The sequence below is a fragment of the Erwinia sp. E_sp_B01_1 genome (genome assembly GCF_036865545.1).
Taxonomy (GTDB): Bacteria; Pseudomonadota; Gammaproteobacteria; order Enterobacterales; family Enterobacteriaceae; genus Erwinia.
In genome coordinates this window covers 3,719,134-3,738,158 of sequence record NZ_CP142208.1, presented here as the reverse complement: position 1 = coordinate 3,738,158, position 19,025 = coordinate 3,719,134, and the positions used below count along the sequence as shown (strand labels likewise).

The window sequence follows — 19,025 nt, the reverse complement described above, 5'->3', positions numbered from 1 at the left end:
GGAATGGCCTTTTGCCATAAAATCATCACCCTAACCCCGAATAATACCAAAAGTTTACGGCGATGGTTTTAGTTTTACGTTTCCAGACGTTTTCAGGGGGCCAGCAGGGGCAGTGAAAGCGTGACAATGCCGTCTTCTAATTGCACATCTACTGTAAACCCCAGCTTTCGTGCCAGGGTTACCATTCCCTGGTTGCCTGGCATAGTAATGCCGTTTAGCTGCTGCAACCCATGTTGACGGGTATAGATAATCATCTTCTCAAGCAGCCTCCGACCCAGGCCCAGCCCTTTGAGATCGGAACGTACCAGCACGGAAAACTCCGCGTCGATGTTGTCGGCATCTGAAATAGCCCGCGTTACGCCAATAATCTCGTCGCGTCCGTTATGCTTACGCACAGCAACTATCGCCATCTCTCGATCGTAGTCGATTTGCGTCATGTTAGCCAAATCATCGTGAGTGAACTCATTGATCTCACTGAAATAGCGATAGTAAAGATCCTCTTTAGTCACCTGCTCAATAAATTGCCTTAATAACGGCTCATCTTCAGGCAGGATAGGACGGAACAGGCAACTCTCGTTATTTTTGAGCGCCACATGTTCTTCTAATGCGTGAGGATAGGGACGGATAGCAAGCCGTGCTTCAGGGTCGCCCACAAAATCTGCCAGTTGCAGGGTGACATCCAGCAGCGAAAATTCATTGCCTGCTGCCAGCAATGGGTGAACGTCCAGCCTGACAATCTCCGGACAATCTACTATCAGGTTCGATACCTTGACCAGCACTTCGCTGACGCCGGCGATATCCAGAGGCTGAAGGGCACTGCGGCTGCGAATTTTTCCACTCTTTATGGCCTGGATCACCAGATAGCGGGCCAGGGTCATATTCAGTGGAGGCAGGGCGACCACCGCCTGTTTATCCGCCTGCCATTCGATGCCGCCTTCCCCCAGCATAATCATCGGGCCAAAGACCGGATCCTGCTCTACCACAATGCGTAATTCCTGTGCGCCGGCCCGGTTAGCCATGCTCTGAACCAGCAGGCCATGAATCCGCGCCTGCGGCCAGGCTGATTTTACCCGATCGAAAATGGCTTCAGCCGCCTGCTGGACCTCACTGGCCGTGCGGAGGTAGAGCATCACCCCCTGAACTTCAGATTTATGGGGAATATCGGGAGAGCGTAATTTCAGGGCGACAGGATAGCCAATCTGACCGGCGATATGCACGGCCTCTGCACTGTCGCTGGCGATCCAGGTGGGTAGGGTGTTGAGCTCGTAAGCACGCAAAATAGCCTGAACTTCATGGGTGTCCAGACTGGTGGCGCCCTCATCCAGCGCCTGGCGAATAAGGTCATGCGCCTCGCCGGTATTTGCCGATAAATTTGGCGGCAGCGCCGGGGTTTCGCGCAGCTGCTTTTGATTTCGCCGATATTCCACCATATGCATAAAGGCGGTTACCGTTCCCTCAGGCGTCCGGTAAGTAGGGATGCCAGCCTCACTGAACAGTCGTCGGGCATCAGCAGATGAAAACTCTCCACACCAGTTTGTCAGCAGCGAGAGCTGTCTGGCTCGCGGATGTTTTAAGATCGTCTCAATCAGGCGTTGTGCGGTCAGGGTTGCAGGCGCAACGGCACTGGGCGCATGGATAATCATTAATGCATCAATATCCGTACTGTCCATCAGGCGCGAGACGACCTGCAGATAACGCTCAGGCGTGGCATCATCTTTTAAATCCAGCGGATTCCCTGCAACACTCTCTTCCGGCAGCAGGCTTTGCAGGTCAGTAAGTAACCCCTCACTTACTTTCGCAAGCTTGCCATTCCTGGCTTCCAGCGCATCCAGTGCCAGCGCTGCCGGGGCGGCACCGTTGCTGACTATCATTAACCTTTCCCCACGTAGTGGGCGCATATGGCTTAGTGTCTCTACGGCGGAAAATAACTCGTGTGTATCCTGCACTCGCAGCAGACCGGCTCGCTGGATAGCGGCATCCCAGGCAGCATCCAGCCCCGCATGGGTTTTCAGTAATTGTTGTGCCTGCTGACTGCGGCCACTTTTGATCACCAGAATGGGCTTATTTCGTGAAGCACTTCGCGCCGCCGAGACAAACCGGCGGGCATCACTCAGATGTTCCAGATAAAGAAGGATGGCGCTGGTCTTGCCATCCCTGGCCAGAAAATCCAGCAGATCGTCAGCATCAATATCCAGACTGTCGCCCAGGGCGATAAACCACGAGAATCCAAGCTGTCTTTGTTGTGCCCAGTCCAGAATAGTATTAGAGACCGCCGCGGACTGGGAGATAAAGGCCAGCTTGCCCTGCTGAATCGGCACCGGTGAAAAGCTGGCGTTCAGCCCCTGCCACGGGGCAAGCAGCCCAAGGCTGTTAGGGCCGAGCAGACGGATCTGCCACTCGCTCGCACACTGTTTAAGTTCATCGGCCTGGCTGGCCGGTGAAGAGAGAATGATGCAGGCTTTACAGCCTCGTTCGCCCAATGCGCGCAGAAGTTCGGGGTTGCGGCTGGCATGGGTGCAGAGAATAGCGAGGTCCGGGGAGAGGGGCAGGCTGGCGATATCCGGCCAGGTCAGTACGCCGCAAACGGCTTTATACTTCGGGTTCACCGGCAGGACCGGGCCGTTGAATCCGCCCGCAAGCAGGTTGCGCATCATCAGATAGCCCGCGCGTTCCGGCCGCGAGGAGGCACCAATAACCGCGATCGATTTTGGGCGTAACAGGGCTTCTAATCCGCGCTGGCTCATTTCCACTCCCTTCGAAAGATTCATCCTGATTCTAACGCGTTCTGAATAATTTGCAGAACACCTGGGGTCTTAAGAATACGCGCTCAGGGAAGAAGTTCTTCGAACGGTGCCGCATTTTGGTGAACTGGATGGTGCGGTTTACCAGCCAGATAGCGGTGACGGAAGAGATCGAAATGCCGGAACAAAGCCTCACCTGCCGCGGTATCACCGGCCTGTAAAAGCAATTCAGCAGCCACTTCTGCCGTACAGTGCTGGCCCTCTGCGTGTACTTCCCGCAGCTGATAGTTCGACGGCCTGGTCAGGGTCAGTGACATTACGGGGAGCTGATCCAGCCAGGGACTTTTACGAAACATTTTACGTGCTTCAGTCCAGGTGCCATCAAGCATGATAAACAAAGGGGGTTTGCCGCTTTGGGGCGGCACATTGATCACCGGACGACCCGGATCGGCATAAGATTCGGGAAAAACCACCACAGGCTGCAATGCCGGATTTTGCACGGCGGCCAGTAATGCCGGGTCGGGTTCCGTCCGCGACCAGCCAAAGGCCTGGGTATCCGGCAGAATATCGGCAATCAGTCGGCCCGTGTTGCTGGGCTTCATCGGCTCGGTGTCAAACATTACCAGACAGAAACGGCTGCGGGCCTGCTGCGGTTGCAGTGTCGCGCACAAACAGTTTTTGCCGGGAAGCAGGCAGCGCTGACAGCGGGAAATACGGTTGCCTCTGGCCAGGAAAGGGCGTGTGGCACGGGCAAGACGTTCGGCGCGCAGGCGCAGGACAGCGTTTTCAGTCATGAGTAATGGTCTGGGAAAAATGCCAGTCTAACGGAAACGGCTCCACAGAAGTAGGGGGCAGATGAGCCTGCCCCTGCGGGGATCAGATATTTTCGTCCAGCCACTCATTGAAGGGGGCTTTGGGCATAGCACCGCTAAGCATATCGACCATCTTGCCCTGCTTAAACACCATAATGGTTGGAATACTGCGGATGCGAAAACGCGCGCTGAGCTCAGGTTCAGCTTCTGTGTTTACCTTAATGAAGCGCACTTTATCACTGCGTTCTTCAGCCACGTTTTCATAAACCGGGGCAAAGTTGACGCACGGACCACACCAGGGCGCCCAGAAGTCGATGACTACGGGAAGGTCATCCTGCAGATATTTATCCAGCGTTTCAGCAGTGGCATTGATCACTTCACCGCTAAACAATCCGGTGCCGCAACGGCCGCATTTTGCGCCGTCAGTGATACGTTCTGGCGGAAGGCGGTTGGTCGCCTGGCATGAAGCACAAACCGTATTCATTGATTCACCTCGGTCATGATTGAGGGTAAGTGTTTACTTACCGCATTCCTGAGTAAAACTGCGAATAATTATGCGTGCCCTTCACCCGGGCAACAAAATGATTTATTCAATGGGTATAATAGGCTGTAACTTGCAGCATTTTTATACCGGGTAAAACTACCGGCTACCCGGATAACATGCTTAACGCGGTTTTAGTGGAAGTTAATAGCTAAGCGCCGCCACATCAGGTACTCTGCGCGCTTCGCGCTCAGCCGGGTGGAGGGAAAATGAACGACGAATTTAAAGGTAAAAGCGGAAAAGTCAAAGTGATGTATGTCCGTGGTGAAGAAGAGAGTAACAAAGGCGGACAAAATCCGCGCACTGGTAAAGGTGGGCCTCGTCCCGACAGCCGTCGTCCATCACGCGATGGTGACAGCAAACCGCGTGGACGCGATGCCGACAACAGGCCGCGTGGACGTGACGGTGACAGCAAGCCACGTGGCGGGCGCGATCGCGACGTAGCACCAGGTGAATCGCCATGGCGTACGGTTTCACGCGCGCCATCTGCAACCGATGAGAGCAAACCGGATCACGGCGGCATCAGCGGTAAAAGCTATATCGACCCGGAGCAGATCCGTCGTCAGCGTAATGAAGAGACGCGTGTGTATGGCGAAAACGCCTGCCAGGCGCTGTTCCAGAGCCGTCCGGATTGCATCGTGCGTGCATGGTTCATTCAGGAAGTTACCCCGCGTTTCCGCGAGGCGCTGAAATGGATGGCCGCTAACCGTAAAGCTTATCATGTGGTCGATGAAGACGAACTGATCAAAGCGTCTGGCACTGAGCATCATGGCGGCGTCTGCTTCCTGATCAAAAAGCGTGTGGGAATGCCGGTCACCGAATGGCTTGCCAACGCGGGCGAGAAAGATTGCGTGGTAGCGCTGGAACAGATTGGTAACCCACACAACCTGGGCGGCATGATGCGCAGCTGTGCGCATTTTGGTGCGAAAGGGTTGCTGGTGGATGATGCTTCTTTGCTGGAGTCCGGTGCCGCAGTGCGCACGGCAGAAGGCGGAGCAGAGCATGTTCAGGCGATCAGCGGCGAAAGTTTTGCAGCCGGCCTGAACGCTTTCCGTAAAGCGGGCTACACCATCGTGACGACCTCAAGCCACAAAGGAACCCCTCTGGCGCAGGCAGAATTGCCGGCCAAAACGGTTCTGGTTCTGGGACAGGAACGCGATGGTTTGTCAGACAGCACCTGGCAACAGGGCGATCTGAGCGTTTCCATCGGCGGTACCGGCAATGTTGAAAGCCTCAACGTTTCGGTTGCCACCGGCATTCTGCTTGCAGAGTGGTGGCGTCAGAACGCGTAATCTGTTGCTGATATAAAAAACGGGCCTCTCAGAGGCCCGTTTTTTTTGGCTAAAACCGGTCAGTGCGCACCGCCGCCACCGCCGCCAGCCCCAAACGGAGGGCGGGCAAACCAGATCAACACCAGCAGGAACAGGAACACCCCAGCGGATGCCCAGAAGATCTCATTGGCGGAGATAATCAGCCCCTGATTAGTGATCTGCTGAGCTATCCATGAGGAGGCCTGGTCATGCGTCATGCCCATCTGTTCCAGCTTGTTGTACATCTCCTGCGAGTTAACATTGTAAGCGTTCACTGACTCGCTAAGGTAGCTGTGGTGCATCGATTCCCTGTTTGTCCACATAGTGGTGGTGATCGATGTGCCGATTGAACCGGCCAGCGTTCGCGTAAAGTTCGACAGGCTGGACGCGGCCGCCATACGTTCCGGTGGCAGACCAGACAGGGTGATAGTGGTGAGTGGCATAAAGAAGCAGGCCACCGCAAACCCCTGGATAAACTGCGGCCAGGCAGAAGCCCCAAAATCCATCCCCGGCTCAAACGTGTAGGCTCGCCAGTAGAAGCAGACGGCGTACATGATAAAGCTGAAGGTCACCAGCTTTCGCATATCCAGCTTATGGGCAAACCGGCCGATAATGGGCGACAGGATCACCGGTAATATTCCTACCGGTGCGGAAGCCAGCCCGGCCCAGGTGGCGGTATAGCCATAGACCTCCTGCAGCAACTGCGGCAGCAGGACTATTGAGCCAAAGTAGAGCATATAGGCCAGGCTTATCGACAGGCAGCCGATGGTGAAGTTTCGCGATTTAAACAGCGACAGATCCACTATCGGATGGTCGTCCGTTAACTCCCACACCAGCAGTACAAGGAGCGAGATGACGGCCACCACCATCAACACCACAATTTCAGGCGAACTGAACCAGTCCAGCTCTTTACCCCGATCCAGCATTACCTGCAGACAACCTATCCCGACCACCAGCAGTACCAGTCCGACAGTGTCAATCGGTCTGATTACGGTAGGCGTTTCCCTGTTACGCAGCGTCTGAAGCGTCAGCATCACGACCACAACGCCAATCGGCACGTTGATGAAGAAGATCCAGCCCCAGTGATAATTATCACTGATCCAGCCGCCAAGGATGGGCCCACAGATCGGCGCAACGATCACCGTCATCGCCCATAACGACAGGGCGACACTTCGCTTGGCTGGTGGGTAATTGTTGAGCAGTAAGCTTTGCGAGAGCGGAATAAGCGGGCCTGCCACCACACCCTGAACCACGCGGAAGAAGATCAGCATAGTCAGGCTGTCGGACATGCCGCACAGCCATGAGGCCACGGCAAACGCCGCCGTGGACCACAGGAACAGCTTAACTTCGCCTACGCGCTTAGCCAGCCAGCCGGTTATCGGGATTGAAATGGCGTTAGCCACCCCAAATGAGGTGATAACCCAGGTGCCCTGGGAGTTTGAAGCCCCAAGATTCCCGGCGATAGTCGGAATAGCCACGTTAGCGATGGTGGAGTCCAGCACCTGCATAAACGTGGCCAGCGACAGCGCGATGGTCATCAGAACAAGCTGGGTACCCTCAAGCGGTTTTTGTGCCATAACAGCCTCCCGCGTTATCAGCCTGCATTGGCGCGGATGATTTCGGCGATCATCTGGTTAGCCGGGGCTAAATCCAGCGCCAGCGCATCGGTTTCATAAGCCGGAGCAGAACGGACGCTGGTAGCCAGGACGCCGCCATCGGTGTTGTCCGTGTCAATACTTACCAGCGTTGAGAGGCCGATACGCAGCGGATGCTTAGCCACTTCCTGCGGATCCAGTTCAATACGCACCGGCAGGCGCTGTACGACTTTGATCCAGTTGCCCGTGGCATTCTGAGCCGGAAGCAGAGAAAACGCGCTGCCGGTGCCCATATCCAGCCCGACGACTTTGCCGTGATAAACCACGTCGTCACCGTAGATGTCACTGGTCACCGTTGCTGGCTGGCCAATGCGCACGCCGGCAAGCTGTGTCTCTTTGAAGTTGGCATCAACCCACAGATTAGTCGAGGGGACGATGGCCAGCAGCGGGGTAGTGGAGGTGATTTGCGAACCCACCTGCACGCTGCGGCGGGAGACAAACCCGTCTACAGGGCTGACCACTTCGGTACGCTGAAGCGCAAGCCAGGCATCACGCAGTTCAGCCGCGCTTTGTTTTACCGCAGGCTGGTTTTCCAGCGAGGTATTGAGGACCATCGCCTGGTTAGCGTTGTATTGTTGCAGAGCGACATCCAGTTGGGCTTTTGCGGTCGCGACAGCATCACGTGCGTGTTGCAAATCTTCACGGCCAATCAAATTAGCGGCGCCCAAAGGCTCACGGCGTTTGAGATCGGACTGAGCCTGTTCAAGCGCTGTTTTTTGCAGATCAATCGTGGCCTGATATTGCCGGCCATTGATGATCAGCTGATGGGTCTGACGAACGGTGGTGGCAAGTGCCGTTTGCGCCTTTTCAAACGCCTGTTCTGCGTCTGTTTTATCCAGCGTTACCAGCACATCGCCTTTTTTGACAAAATCAGTGTCGTCGAACCACACCTTATTGACGCTGCCAGAGACCTGCGCCATGACCTGCGCCTGGTTTCCTGCCACGTAAGCATCGTCGGTTTCCTGATAGTGGCGCAGCACCATAAACCAGTACACCAGATACGCAATCCCGATAAGAATGAACAGCACAGCCAGAAAAATTAACGCTGTTTTACGTTTTTTCTTTTTATTAGCTGGCGGTTGCGGGTTTTGGATCTCCGCATTTGCACTCATGATTTCTCCACTTATCCATGCCAACCGGGCATGACTGAAATAGCCAGGCCCGGAGTCTAAAATGCCAGCGGGTTAGCGCTGGCATAAGTCAAAATTTGCGGACTAAAATAGCGGTTACTGGCAGGCAGGTTGTCGCACAATATGCTATTGCTCAAAAGGTCAGCGTGAAAGTGCAGTAACCACTTCCTCTTCGTCCATTTGATCCAGACGAGTCAGTAACTTACGTGTAATGCCTTCCAGCTGACTTTTTTCAGATGCGCTCAGTGCAGACCACAGCAGTTGCAGGCACTGATGCTGAGGTGGGAGCAGCTGGCGCAGAAACTCATGACCTTTATCTGTCAGATGCAGATGCAGGCAGCGGCGGTCGTGATCGCTTTCGCGGCGTTCAATCCAGCCACGTTTTTCCAGCTCATCGGCGATGCGGGTAGCGTTGGTACGGGATGAACCCAGCGCAGCGCTAAGTTCAGAAGGCTGAATGCTGTGATTTTCCTGAGCATCAAGCGTGATCAATGCCATGAATAACGTCTCGTTAATCCCCTGAGCCTTGAGCATTTTGTTGCGATTTTCCAGCAGCTTGCTCTGCATATGCATGCACAGACGTGTCAGCATGATTTCCTGCAAAGGGAAATCCTTCTGGCGGTTAGCACGGAAATTTAGCATCTGTTCAATGGGGGTAAACGAACTTTCCATCTGGGAACCTCTTAAGTTGCAACTGGTATCGTAACGATGGTGATAAGTAAAAAGGTCATCCCTGCCGGCAGGGTCAAATCACACTCCGGCGGACACCATCAGTAATTTCCAGGTCACTCCATAACCCAGGGCGCTCAGCAGCGTTGAAAGAATGATGCTGCTGGTTTTATAAAAGGTAATACCTAATAAGCCAAAGCCCATAAGGGTAGGCCAAAGTCGTTCATGATGCTGAAGAATCTCCGGTACGCTCGACACCACCAGCAGTGCGCAGATGGAGGCGAGGCCGATGCTGTCCAGCAACAGACCGGTAATACCCCGCTTAACCGGCGGGATAGCTTTATTGGCGTGCAATCGTAATGGCAGATAGCGAAACAAAAAGTTAACGCCCCCTACCAGCACACCCAGTAACAAGACTTGCGTGTTCATTGTGGCTGCTTCTGTTTTGGTGGCGGGATAAGGGCAGCCAGGCAACCTGCAGCGATACCTGCCAGAATAGCCACAGGGATCGAGAATAAGGTGAGCCCGAGCAGCGCGCCCGCCAGCGCAGCAACAACGGTGTAACTTTGACGGCGCTGACAGGAAGCGAGCAAAAAACTCAGGAACAGGGCAGGCAACATAAAGGTCAGCGCTGCTTCCACTGCCGGATAATTCTCCAGCAGGCCATTGCCGGACCAGGCGCCTGCCGCGGTTCCAATGACCCACGAGAGCCAGGAGCTGGCAGCGATACCCAGCATCCAGTTTTCACTCCAGCTTCGCCGATCGCGATTGAGCTTTGCGGTGGCGGCAGCGAAGACTTCATCAGTGAGTCCGAAAGCCCAGAAAGGGGTTTTACGCGGGTTTAAAGCCTGCAGGCAGCGTTGGCGCAGTGATGGGCCATAGAGAACATGGCGCACATCCATAGCCATTACGGTCAGTGCGGCCACCCAGAGTGAGGCACCAGCGCTGAGTAAAGCCGTGATGACAAACTGGCTGGCTCCGGCATAAATCACGCAGGAAAAGAAGATCGCTTCCAGAGGGGTAAAGCCGAGCCTGGTTGCATTCAGGCCAAAAGCGAAAGCAACAGGCAGATAACCTATGACAATCGGCAGACTGTCAACCAGGCCTTCGCCCCAGGTTGCCTGCCGTTGGTTGGAGGCGATCTCTTCGTTTGAGTGCTCAGTCATTCTGAACCCGTTCCTGCCTGTTACTTAATAGTTTCATGCGAAAAAATAACCAACCTGAATAAGTACAGGCTTACCATACCAGACTGTGTAAACGCTTAACAGGCCAGTGGCGCTGAAATGTCCTTAATTTACTATTTGCAGGCTAAGGAACAGACAACTCATTGCGCGCGCCCCGCCACCAGTTCAACAGATTAAGTAAAGTTAAGATAGCCCCGGCAATACACACGCCATGCCAGCCAGCGTGTTGATAAGCCGTTGCGGAGAGTAGTGAACCTAAAGCGCCACCAATAAAGTAACTGGTCATATAACCTGAGGTGAGTCGGTTACGGGCTTCAGGCAGGCTGCGATAGATAACGCTCTGATTTGTAATGTGAACGCCCTGAACCGCCAGATCCAGCAGAAGGATACCGACGATCAGTGCAATCAGCGAATGGCTCCCCATTGCGGTGATGCCCCAGGAGACCAGCATGATCAGTAAACCGGCGGTAGTGGTAAGCCGTGCTTTTCCTTTATCGGCCAGCGAACCCGCCTGTCGGGCAGCCAGCGCACCGGCAGCACCCACCAGACCCAGCAGACCGATGGTGCCTTCAGAATAACCGTAAGGCGGCGAGGCCAGTAAAAAGGCCATTGATGTCCAGAGCACGCTGAAATTAGCAAAAGCGAGGCAGCCAGTGATTGCCCGCGTTCTGAGCACCGGCGTGGTGGCATAGAGGCTGAAAATGGATTTAAGAAGCTGGCCATAGTTCAGCGAAACTGATTGCTTATAGCGCGGTAGCAACCGCCACAGCGCGACAGCCATTAGTACCATCAGCACGCTGGCAACCCAGTAAACGGTTCGCCAGCCACCCAGTTGCGCCAGACCGCCAGCAACGGTACGGGCTAACAGGATCCCAAGCAGCAGACCGCTCATCACGGTCCCCACCACTTTGCCGCGTTTTTCCGGGGCTGCAAGCGTGGCAGCCAGCGGCACCAGAATTTGCGCCACCACCGAGAACAGGCCGGTTAACACCGTGCCGAGCAGCATGACCGGAAGGGTGGGCGAGAGGGCCGTGATGACCATGCCACCCGCTGCCAGCAGGCTCATGATGACGATCAGGCCACGGCGCTCAAGCATGTCGCCTAATGGCACCAGTAACAGCAGTCCGGCGGCATAGCCAAGTTGGGCCGTCGTAACGATAAAACCGGCCTGATTGACCGAGAGATGGAAGGTGCGGGCGACCGTTTCCAGCAGCGGCTGTACGTAATAGTTACAGGCTACAGAAAGGCCCGTTGCCACGGACATCAGGGCAACCAGGAAAGGAGTGAGGCCAGCTTGCGGGGATTTCATCGCGCTCAGTAAAGTTATCTGTTTGTTTAACAGAGGGTAACCTGAATGATTATCTCACTCACTATTTAATTGCCTGACAAAGGCAGACAAAAAAAGGATGACGCCAGCGCCATCCTTTAAAGTTATTGACTAAGTGCAGGCTCAGGGAGCATATGCCTCTCACAAAGAAGCGAAAAGCGCTATCCGTGGCAGCTCAGCACGGGCCGTCCATGGCCCGTGATGCTTTGTTCAAGGCATTTGCTCCCATCGCTTCAGGTTCGTTAGCCTCAAACCGTCAATTATTTAGCGGCGGCCATGGCATCTTTTACCCAGCCATCAAACTGAGCCTGGTGGGCTTTGATCCAGCCATCAACGTGAGCGTTGATATCGGCTTCTGAAGACTGACCATCATGCATACGGGAGTTCTGGGCATTGATATCCGCAATCGGCAGTTTCATCTCTGAGAACAGTTTAGCGGCTGCCGGGTTTTTCTCAGCCCAGGCTTTGTTAGCCACGATATGCATGGTGTTCACCGGGAAACCATAGTTCGCGCCGTTAGGCAGTTTGGTTTCGACATCCTTCTGTGCGCCAGGCATAGAAGTGAACGGCACCTGCAGCCAGACCACATCACGGCCCGGAACCAGCACATCACTCACCCAGTAAGGGGTCCAGGTGTAATAGAGGATCGGTTTGCCTTCTTTAAAGCGGGTGATGGTATCGGCAATCATTGCCGAGTAGTTACCCTGGTTATGCTCAACTGTTTTACTCAGGTCGAACGCTTTCAGCTGGTGGTTGATCACCGCTTCACAGCCCCAGCCTGGCGTACAGCCCGTCATGTCAGCTTTACCGTCATCGTTGGTGTCGAACAGCTTCGCCAGCTTGGGATCTTTCAGCTGGTCGATACGGGTGATGTGATATTTCTCAGCCGTTTTTTTGTCGATCAGGTAACCCTGAGCCGCGCCCTGAACATAGGTTCCTTCGCGGTAAAACTTCTTGTCGCCACCGGCCGCGTTGTACATGTCATCGTGCAGAGGCTTCCAGTTAGCCGCGACAAACGTGCCGTCACCAGAAGCGATTGAGGTATAAGCCACGTTGTAATCGACTTCGCTTGGGTCTTCAACGGTATAACCCAGTTTTTCCAGCGCGCGGCTGACCAGCAGGGTCTGGAAAGTTTCTTCGGTAATGGTGCTCTGAACCGGCTTAACGGTGATGCCTTTACCCGGCAAATCGGCAGCGGAAACCTGAGTGATGGCCAGTGTAGTGAATGCAGCGGCTAACAATGCTGTCTTACGCATGGAATATCCTCTTTTTGATTATCTTATTTTGGCGGCTGGCAGCGCTCAACACGCCCCAGCCGCAGAAAGGTGTTACTTGATAAACGGACGGGTAAACAGGCCCAGAGGGCCGGTGGCGTACCAGTGACGGTTACCACGGCTGCGGCTGTCACGGCCCAGTGACTGCGTCAGACGATCCAGGATGATGGCAAGGATGACAATCCCCACTCCCCCCACGGTCGCCAGGCCCATATCCAGGCGGCCAATCCCGCGCAGTACCATCTGGCCCAGACCGCCCACGGCAATCATCGAGGCGATAACCACCATCGACAGCGCCAGCATCAGTGTCTGGTTTACACCGGCCATAATGGTCGGCATCGCCAGCGGTAACTGAACTTTGAACAGCATCTGGCGCGGGCTGGCACCGAAGGACTCACCGGCTTCGATAAGATCTGCGGGAACCTGCTTAATGCCCAGAATGGTCAGGCGGACAATCGGTGGCAGGGCAAAGATAATTGTCACCACCACGCCCGGCACGTTACCGATACCAAACAGCATCACGATAGGAACCAGATAGACGAAGGCTGGCGTGGTCTGCATTGCATCCAGCAGCGGACGGATAATTTTGGCGGCGCGTTGGGATCTTGCCAGCCAGATGCCTAGCGGCAGGCCTATCAGGATACAGAACAGCAGGGCCGTCAGTACCAGAGCCAGCGTAACCATCGCCTGTGACCAGGCACCGATGGCACCGATGATAATCAGCGAGACCAGCGTGGCGACTCCCATGCTCAGGCTGGACATCTGCCAGGCAATCAGCGCAAACACCAGGATCGCTACCGGCGCAGGCATCCCCAACAGTAACTGCTGGAAAGCGCTGAGGATGTAATCCACCGGCACGCGAATGCCCTGGAACAGCGGCCTGAAGTGAGAGACGATCCAGTCGATACCGGTAGTCACCCAGCTGTCCAGTGGGATCAGCGTTTTATGGAACGGGTCCAGAATGGAGAAGTGCTCTGCCTGCGGTGCTGGCGCGCTGTTTAACCAGTCGCTGCCGCTGGCCGCTGCGGCATCATGGCCACCCGCAGGAGAACCCCATGCATCACCACCGCTCGCAGGCGCAGCATCCGCTGGCGCAGCAGAGGTGCCGCCGTCAGCCGGGGCAGCGGAAGTTGACCAGGGATCGCTGCTTCCGGCTGCTGGCGTAGTGGTTGCTGACTGCGCACTGTCTGTTGCAGGTGCACTGGTGGACTGGCTTGAGGCCGCCCATGGATCGGTTGCGGTTGTCTGTTCACTCACTGGTAGCCCCCTCGCGGTCTAATGCCTGTAATAACGTGCCTTTGGAAATAATCCCGATGTACTGATTGTCTTCACCGATAACCGGCACGGCACAAGGTGCCTGCGCAACGTGAGACAACAAATCGTTCAGCGAGGTATCGCCAGGCATGGCGACAGGAGAAGAGAGAAGAGCACCATCAAGACCTTCACCGGAAGCCAAAGCAGCCTTCAGTGAGTCAGTGGATACCACCCCAATAAACCGTTGTTTCTCCAGAATGTAGCCATATTCGCGGTCATCATCCTGCAGCAGCTTCAGTGCAGAGCGCGGGCCAAAACCTGGTGCTTTACGCATCAGTGAACCGGCACCACGGCGGGCAATATCTTTCGCGCTGAATACGTGGCTGATATCCACGCCCCGGAAGAAGGTGCGCACATAATCATTGGCCGGATTATTCAGGATCTCATCTGGCGTACCCACCTGAATAACTTCACCGCCCTGCATGATGGCAATGCGATCGCCGATACGCATGGCTTCATCCAGATCGTGGGAAATAAATACGATGGTGCGCTGATGACGGGATTGCAGCTTAACCAGTTCGTCCTGCATTTCGGTACGAATTAAAGGATCAAGTGCTGAGAATGCTTCATCCATCAATAATATGTCCGGATTAATGGCCAGTGCGCGGGCTAATCCAACGCGCTGACGCATCCCGCCAGATAATTCATCCGGATAAGCGTGGGCATAATTATCGAGGCCAACCTGGCGCAGCGCATCCAGCGCTTTTTCCTGACGTTCCTGTAGTGGAATTCCCGCTAATTCCATGCCGAAAGCGGCATTATTTAATACCGTCATATGCGGCATTAATGCGAAGGACTGGAACACCATGCTGATTTTATTTCTGCGGACTTCACGCAGTTCGCTGTCAGATATTTTGGCTATATCAACGCCATCAATAATAACCTGACCACGAGTAGGTTCTATCAGACGATTGAGAAGGCGAACCATGGTGGATTTTCCTGAGCCGGACAACCCCATGATCACAAATATCTCGCCTTCTTCAATGGCCAGACTGGCATCTTTCACCCCGAGAGAGAGTCCTGTTTTCTCGAGCAGCGCCTCTTTACCGATCCCTTTCTCGATATGCTTAAAAGCACGATCGGGATTTTCCCCAAATACTTTATATAAGTTCTTCACTTCAAGTTTAATTGCCATGCAATTATTGTCTTCCTTATTAGTGGTTATTTTTTATTATTCTTCTTTACCCAGATTAAATATTAGCGGCACATACCCTCGCACATTTACCTGACTGAGACAACCCTTGGGGCGCCTTGAGAAAATTACACCTGAGACAGGGATCTCCGGAAATTCCAGTGAGGGTAAGGGATTGCAGGGAATTTCACCCTGTGAAAAAAAATGAATATTTCGCCCGGAATTAGTCAGAAAAGCGCTGAATTATTGCTTCAGGAAGGGAGGTTTTAGCCAAAATAAGGCACAATAAACTGTCAGAAAAAGGCCAGATATTTTTTATTGAACGACTGATTAATAAAAAAATATTGGCGGGGCCTTGCATGAAAGGTGGCTGCCGTCAGCAGCCACCAGAAAAGCGGTCAAAAATTCCAGTCTTCGTCTTCGGTATCGACCGCTTTCCCCATTACATACGAAGAGCCAGAGCCGGAAAAGAAATCGTGGTTTTCATCCGCGTTGGGGGATAACGCGGAGAGGATCGCCGGATTGACGTCAGTGAGTTCTGCCGGAAACAGCGCGTCATACCCCAGGTTCATCAGCGCTTTGTTGGCGTTATAGTGAAGGAACTTCGTCACTTCTTCGCCCCAGCCCACCTCATCATACAGGGCCGCCGTGTAGGCCAGTTCATTCTCGTAAAGCGCCAGTAACAGCTCCACTGCAAACTGCTGAAGTTCCTCCCTGCGAGCCTGGCTCTCTTTTTCCAGCGCCTTCTGGTATTTGTAGCCAATGTAATAGCCATGTACCGCCTCATCTTTGATGATCAGACGGATTAAATCGGCGGTATTGGTCAGCTTGCCACGGCTGGACCAGTACATCGGCAGATAAAAGCCGGAATAGAAAAGGAAAGATTCCAGGAACACGCTGGCGATTTTCTTTTTCAGCGGATCGTCATGATGATAGTGCTCAAGGATAATCTCTGCTTTACGCTGTAACGGCTGATTATCTTCGCTCCAGGCATAGGCCGCATCCACATCCGTGGTATGACAAAGCGTGGAGAATATAGAGCTGTAGGAGCGGGCATGAACAGCTTCCATAAAGCTGATATTAGACATTACCGCTTCTTCATGGGGCGTGACGGCATCCGCCATCAGCGCGGGCGCTCCAACACTGTTCTGAATGGTATCAAGCAGGGTCAGCCCGGTGAAAACACGGATTGTCAGACGTTGTTCTTCAGCATTCAGGCTGTTCCACGCGGGGATATCATTAGAGAGGGGAATCTTCTCCGGCAGCCAGAAATTGGCTGTAAGGCGGTTCCAGACTTCCAGATCTTTATCATCTTCAATCTGGTTCCAGTTAATAGCGTGCACACGTTTTAGTTTCATCATTTTCTTTATCCGGGGGCGTAATTTCCGCCCCGCGTTGTGAGCTTACAGCGAGCAGGAAACGCAGCCTTCCACTTCAGTGCCCAGAAGGGCCATCTGGCGCAGGCGAATGTAATAGAGGGTTTTGATCCCTTTCTTCCAGGCATAAATCTGCGCCTTATTGATATCGCGAGTGGTGGCGGTATCGCGGAAGAACAGCGTCAGAGAAAGCCCCTGATCGACATGGCGCGTGGCTTCGGCATAGGTATTGATGATCGCTTCCGGCCCGATATCATAGGCGTCGCGGTAGAACTCCTGATTCACGTTATTCATAAACGGCGCAGGGTAATAGACGCGGCCCGTTTTCCCCTCTTTGCGGATCTCAATCCGGGAAACGATAGGGTGAATACTGGATGTCGCATGGTTGATGTAGGAGATGGAGCCGGTTGGGGGGATCGCCTGCAAATTCTGATTATAAATCCCGTGCTTCATCACCGCATCGCGCAGATCTTTCCAGGCCTGCCGATCGGGTAACGCAATACCGGCGCCTGCAAACAGCGCAGCCACTTCAGCCGTGCGGGGCTGCCAGTTTTGCTCCACATATTGGGTAAAATACTCGCCGGTGGCATAACGCGACGCTTCAAAACCGGCAAAACGTTCTCCACGCTCCTGCGCAATCAGGTTCGATGTGCGCAATGCATGATAGGTGATGGCATAGAAATAGAGGTTGGTGAAATCCAGGGCCGCCTCAGAACCATAATGAATGCCTTCGCGCGCCAGATAGCCATGCAGGTTCATCTGCCCCAGGCCGATAGCGTGTGACTGAGCATTGCCTCTCTCAATGGAAGGAACAGAGTGGATATGACTCTGATCGGATACCGCTGTCAGCCCTCTGACGGCAATTTCTACCGAGCGGGCGAAATCAGGCGAATCCATAGTATGAGCAATATTCAGCGAGCCCAGATTGCAGGAGATATCCTTGCCGATCCGGTTGTAGCTCAGATCATCGTTGTATTCAGTGGGGGTATTGACCTGCAGGATCTCTGAGCAGAGGTTGCTCATGTTGATCCGTCCCTGAATCGGATTAGCGCGGTTCACCGTATCTTCAAACATGATGTAGGGATAGCCAGACTCAAACTGGATTTCTGCCAGCGTCTGGAAAAACTCGCGTGGATTAATAAAGGTCCGTGTTATGCGCTCATCTGCCAGCATCTCATGATATTTTTCACTGATGCTGATATCGGCAAACGGCAGACCGTAAATGCGTTCCACATCGTAGGGTGAAAACAACGCCATGGGCTGATGGGTTTTAGCCAGCTGGAAAGTGATATCCGGAATGACCACGCCCAGCGACAGCGTTTTGATGCGAATTTTTTCATCCGCGTTTTCACGCTTGGTATCCAGGAAACGCAGGATATCCGGATGATGCGCATGCAGATAAACGGCACCGGCTCCCTGGCGCGCGCCGAGCTGATTGGCATAGGAAAAGGCATCTTCCAGCATTTTCATCACCGGGATCACCCCGGAAGACTGGTTTTCAATGCGCTTAATCGGCGCACCGGCTTCACGCAGATTCGACAGCAGAAACGCCACGCCGCCGCCGCGCTTGGAGAGCTGAAGGGCGGAGTTCACCGAGCGGCCGATGGATTCCATATTGTCTTCAATACGCAGCAGGAAACATGACACCAGCTCGCCACGTTGCTGTTTCCCACAGTTGAGGAAAGTGGGGGTGGCAGGCTGGAAGCGTCCGGAAAGCATCTCTTCCATCAGCGACAGGGCTAAAGCCTGATCTCCTTTGGCCAGCGTCAGCGCCACCATACAGACACGTTCAGTAAAGCCTTCAAGATAGCGTTTGCCGTCAAAGGTTTTCAGCGTGTAGCTGGTATAAAACTTCCACGCGCCCAGGAAGGTCTGAAAGCGAAAGCGGCGTTGATAAGCCTGCTCAAACAGCGTGGTGACAAAAGCAAACGGATAGGCGTTCAGTACCTCTGCTTCGTAATAGCCTTCGGACACCAGATATTGTAAGCGCTCACCCACTGAATCAAACTTCACCGTATTGGGCAGGACATGCTGCAGGAAGTACTGGCGTGTCGCTTCCTTATCTTTCTCAAACTGAATATTGCCTTCAGCATCATAGAGATTCAGCATCGCATTCAGCGAATGATAATCCAGACAGGCTGTGGGGGTTAAGAGGGTACTCTCTGTCGCTGCCAAAATTGGGTTACTCCCTGATAAACGTTGGCGATGTCGTCGGCGGTGCCCAGTAATTCAAACCGGTAGAGGCAGGGCACCTGGCATTTCTGCGCAATGATGCTGCCTGCCAGGCAGTACGCCTCGCCAAAATTGCGGTTACCTGAGGCGATAACACCCCGGATAAGCTGGCGGTTACTGACATCGTTCAAAAACTGGATGACTTGCTTAGGCACCGCACCCCTGCTGGTGCCGCCGCCGTAGCTGGGTACCACCAGGATATAAGGCTGGTCGACCTGCAAACGCTGCGCGATATCCAGCGGGATACGACGGGCGGGCAGGCCGGTTCGCATAACAAAGCGGTGAGTGTTTTCAGACTGGCTGGAGAAATAGACCAGTGTGAACATCC

At 54.1% G+C, this 19,025-nt stretch carries 16 protein-coding genes; 1 reads left to right on the top strand and 15 read right to left on the bottom strand.

From position 1 onward, the window contains the following. Positions 1-92 precede the first annotated feature (92 nt). From VRC33_RS17460 to trxC, 3 genes are all read right to left on the bottom strand, one after another. On the bottom strand, positions 93-2,744 hold the full coding sequence (locus VRC33_RS17460) for a bifunctional acetate--CoA ligase family protein/GNAT family N-acetyltransferase (protein ID WP_338557636.1): 2,652 nt from the start codon (positions 2,742-2,744) through the stop codon (positions 93-95). 83 nt (positions 2,745-2,827) lie between these two features. Next, positions 2,828-3,535 carry a tRNA-uridine aminocarboxypropyltransferase gene (locus VRC33_RS17455; protein WP_338557634.1) on the bottom strand — a complete coding sequence of 236 codons (708 nt, stop codon included), beginning with the start codon at positions 3,533-3,535 and terminating at the stop codon, positions 2,828-2,830. Positions 3,536-3,617: 82 nt separating this feature from the next. Continuing rightward, positions 3,618-4,037: a thioredoxin TrxC gene (gene trxC, locus VRC33_RS17450; protein ID WP_338557633.1), complete on the bottom strand. Its 420-nt coding sequence runs from the start codon at positions 4,035-4,037 to the stop codon at positions 3,618-3,620. A 266-nt stretch (positions 4,038-4,303) separates the two neighbouring features. Between trxC and VRC33_RS17445 the strand changes: the two genes are divergently transcribed. Continuing rightward, positions 4,304-5,386: a tRNA/rRNA methyltransferase gene (locus VRC33_RS17445; protein WP_338557631.1), complete on the top strand. Its 1,083-nt coding sequence runs from the start codon at positions 4,304-4,306 to the stop codon at positions 5,384-5,386. A 59-nt stretch (positions 5,387-5,445) separates the two neighbouring features. On the opposite strand, the gene emrB is transcribed toward VRC33_RS17445, so the two are convergent. From emrB to nrdI, 12 genes are all read right to left on the bottom strand, one after another. Further along, the gene (gene emrB, locus VRC33_RS17440) at positions 5,446-6,981 is read right to left on the bottom strand and encodes a multidrug efflux MFS transporter permease subunit EmrB (protein ID WP_338557629.1); all 1,536 of its coding nucleotides are present in this window, start codon (positions 6,979-6,981) and stop codon (positions 5,446-5,448) included. Positions 6,982-6,998: 17 nt separating this feature from the next. Then, positions 6,999-8,171 carry a multidrug efflux MFS transporter periplasmic adaptor subunit EmrA gene (emrA, locus tag VRC33_RS17435; RefSeq protein WP_338557626.1) on the bottom strand — a complete coding sequence of 391 codons (1,173 nt, stop codon included), beginning with the start codon at positions 8,169-8,171 and terminating at the stop codon, positions 6,999-7,001. Positions 8,172-8,330: 159 nt separating this feature from the next. Beyond that, positions 8,331-8,861 (bottom strand): transcriptional repressor MprA, encoded by a 531-nt coding sequence (gene mprA / locus VRC33_RS17430; RefSeq protein WP_338557625.1) that lies wholly within the window; start codon positions 8,859-8,861, stop codon positions 8,331-8,333. A gap of 78 nt (positions 8,862-8,939) precedes the next feature. Continuing rightward, positions 8,940-9,287, bottom strand: coding sequence for an L-valine transporter subunit YgaH (gene ygaH / locus VRC33_RS17425; protein ID WP_338557624.1), 348 nt, complete (start codon positions 9,285-9,287; stop codon positions 8,940-8,942). Then, positions 9,284-10,024 (bottom strand): AzlC family ABC transporter permease, encoded by a 741-nt coding sequence (locus VRC33_RS17420; RefSeq protein WP_338557622.1) that lies wholly within the window; start codon positions 10,022-10,024, stop codon positions 9,284-9,286. The genes ygaH and VRC33_RS17420 overlap by 4 nt, the downstream gene beginning before the upstream one ends. Positions 10,025-10,166: 142 nt before the next feature. After that, positions 10,167-11,351, bottom strand: a complete 1,185-nt coding sequence (locus VRC33_RS17415) for an MFS transporter (protein WP_338557621.1) — start codon at positions 11,349-11,351, stop codon at positions 10,167-10,169. A gap of 278 nt (positions 11,352-11,629) precedes the next feature. Continuing rightward, positions 11,630-12,625 carry a glycine betaine/L-proline ABC transporter substrate-binding protein ProX gene (gene proX, locus VRC33_RS17410; protein ID WP_338557619.1) on the bottom strand — a complete coding sequence of 332 codons (996 nt, stop codon included), beginning with the start codon at positions 12,623-12,625 and terminating at the stop codon, positions 11,630-11,632. A gap of 72 nt (positions 12,626-12,697) precedes the next feature. Next, positions 12,698-13,900, bottom strand: a complete 1,203-nt coding sequence (gene proW, locus VRC33_RS17405) for a glycine betaine/L-proline ABC transporter permease ProW (RefSeq protein ID WP_338557615.1) — start codon at positions 13,898-13,900, stop codon at positions 12,698-12,700. Further along, positions 13,893-15,092: a glycine betaine/L-proline ABC transporter ATP-binding protein ProV gene (gene proV, locus VRC33_RS17400; RefSeq protein WP_338557613.1), complete on the bottom strand. Its 1,200-nt coding sequence runs from the start codon at positions 15,090-15,092 to the stop codon at positions 13,893-13,895. The genes proW and proV overlap by 8 nt, the downstream gene beginning before the upstream one ends. 395 nt (positions 15,093-15,487) lie before the next feature. Beyond that, positions 15,488-16,447, bottom strand: coding sequence for a class 1b ribonucleoside-diphosphate reductase subunit beta (gene nrdF / locus VRC33_RS17395; protein ID WP_338564332.1), 960 nt, complete (start codon positions 16,445-16,447; stop codon positions 15,488-15,490). Positions 16,448-16,492: 45 nt separating this feature from the next. Next, positions 16,493-18,574: a class 1b ribonucleoside-diphosphate reductase subunit alpha gene (nrdE, locus tag VRC33_RS17390; protein ID WP_338564331.1), complete on the bottom strand. Its 2,082-nt coding sequence runs from the start codon at positions 18,572-18,574 to the stop codon at positions 16,493-16,495. A gap of 38 nt (positions 18,575-18,612) precedes the next feature. Further along, positions 18,613-19,023, bottom strand: a complete 411-nt coding sequence (gene nrdI, locus VRC33_RS17385) for a class Ib ribonucleoside-diphosphate reductase assembly flavoprotein NrdI (RefSeq protein ID WP_338557609.1) — start codon at positions 19,021-19,023, stop codon at positions 18,613-18,615. Positions 19,024-19,025: the final 2 nt, after the last annotated feature.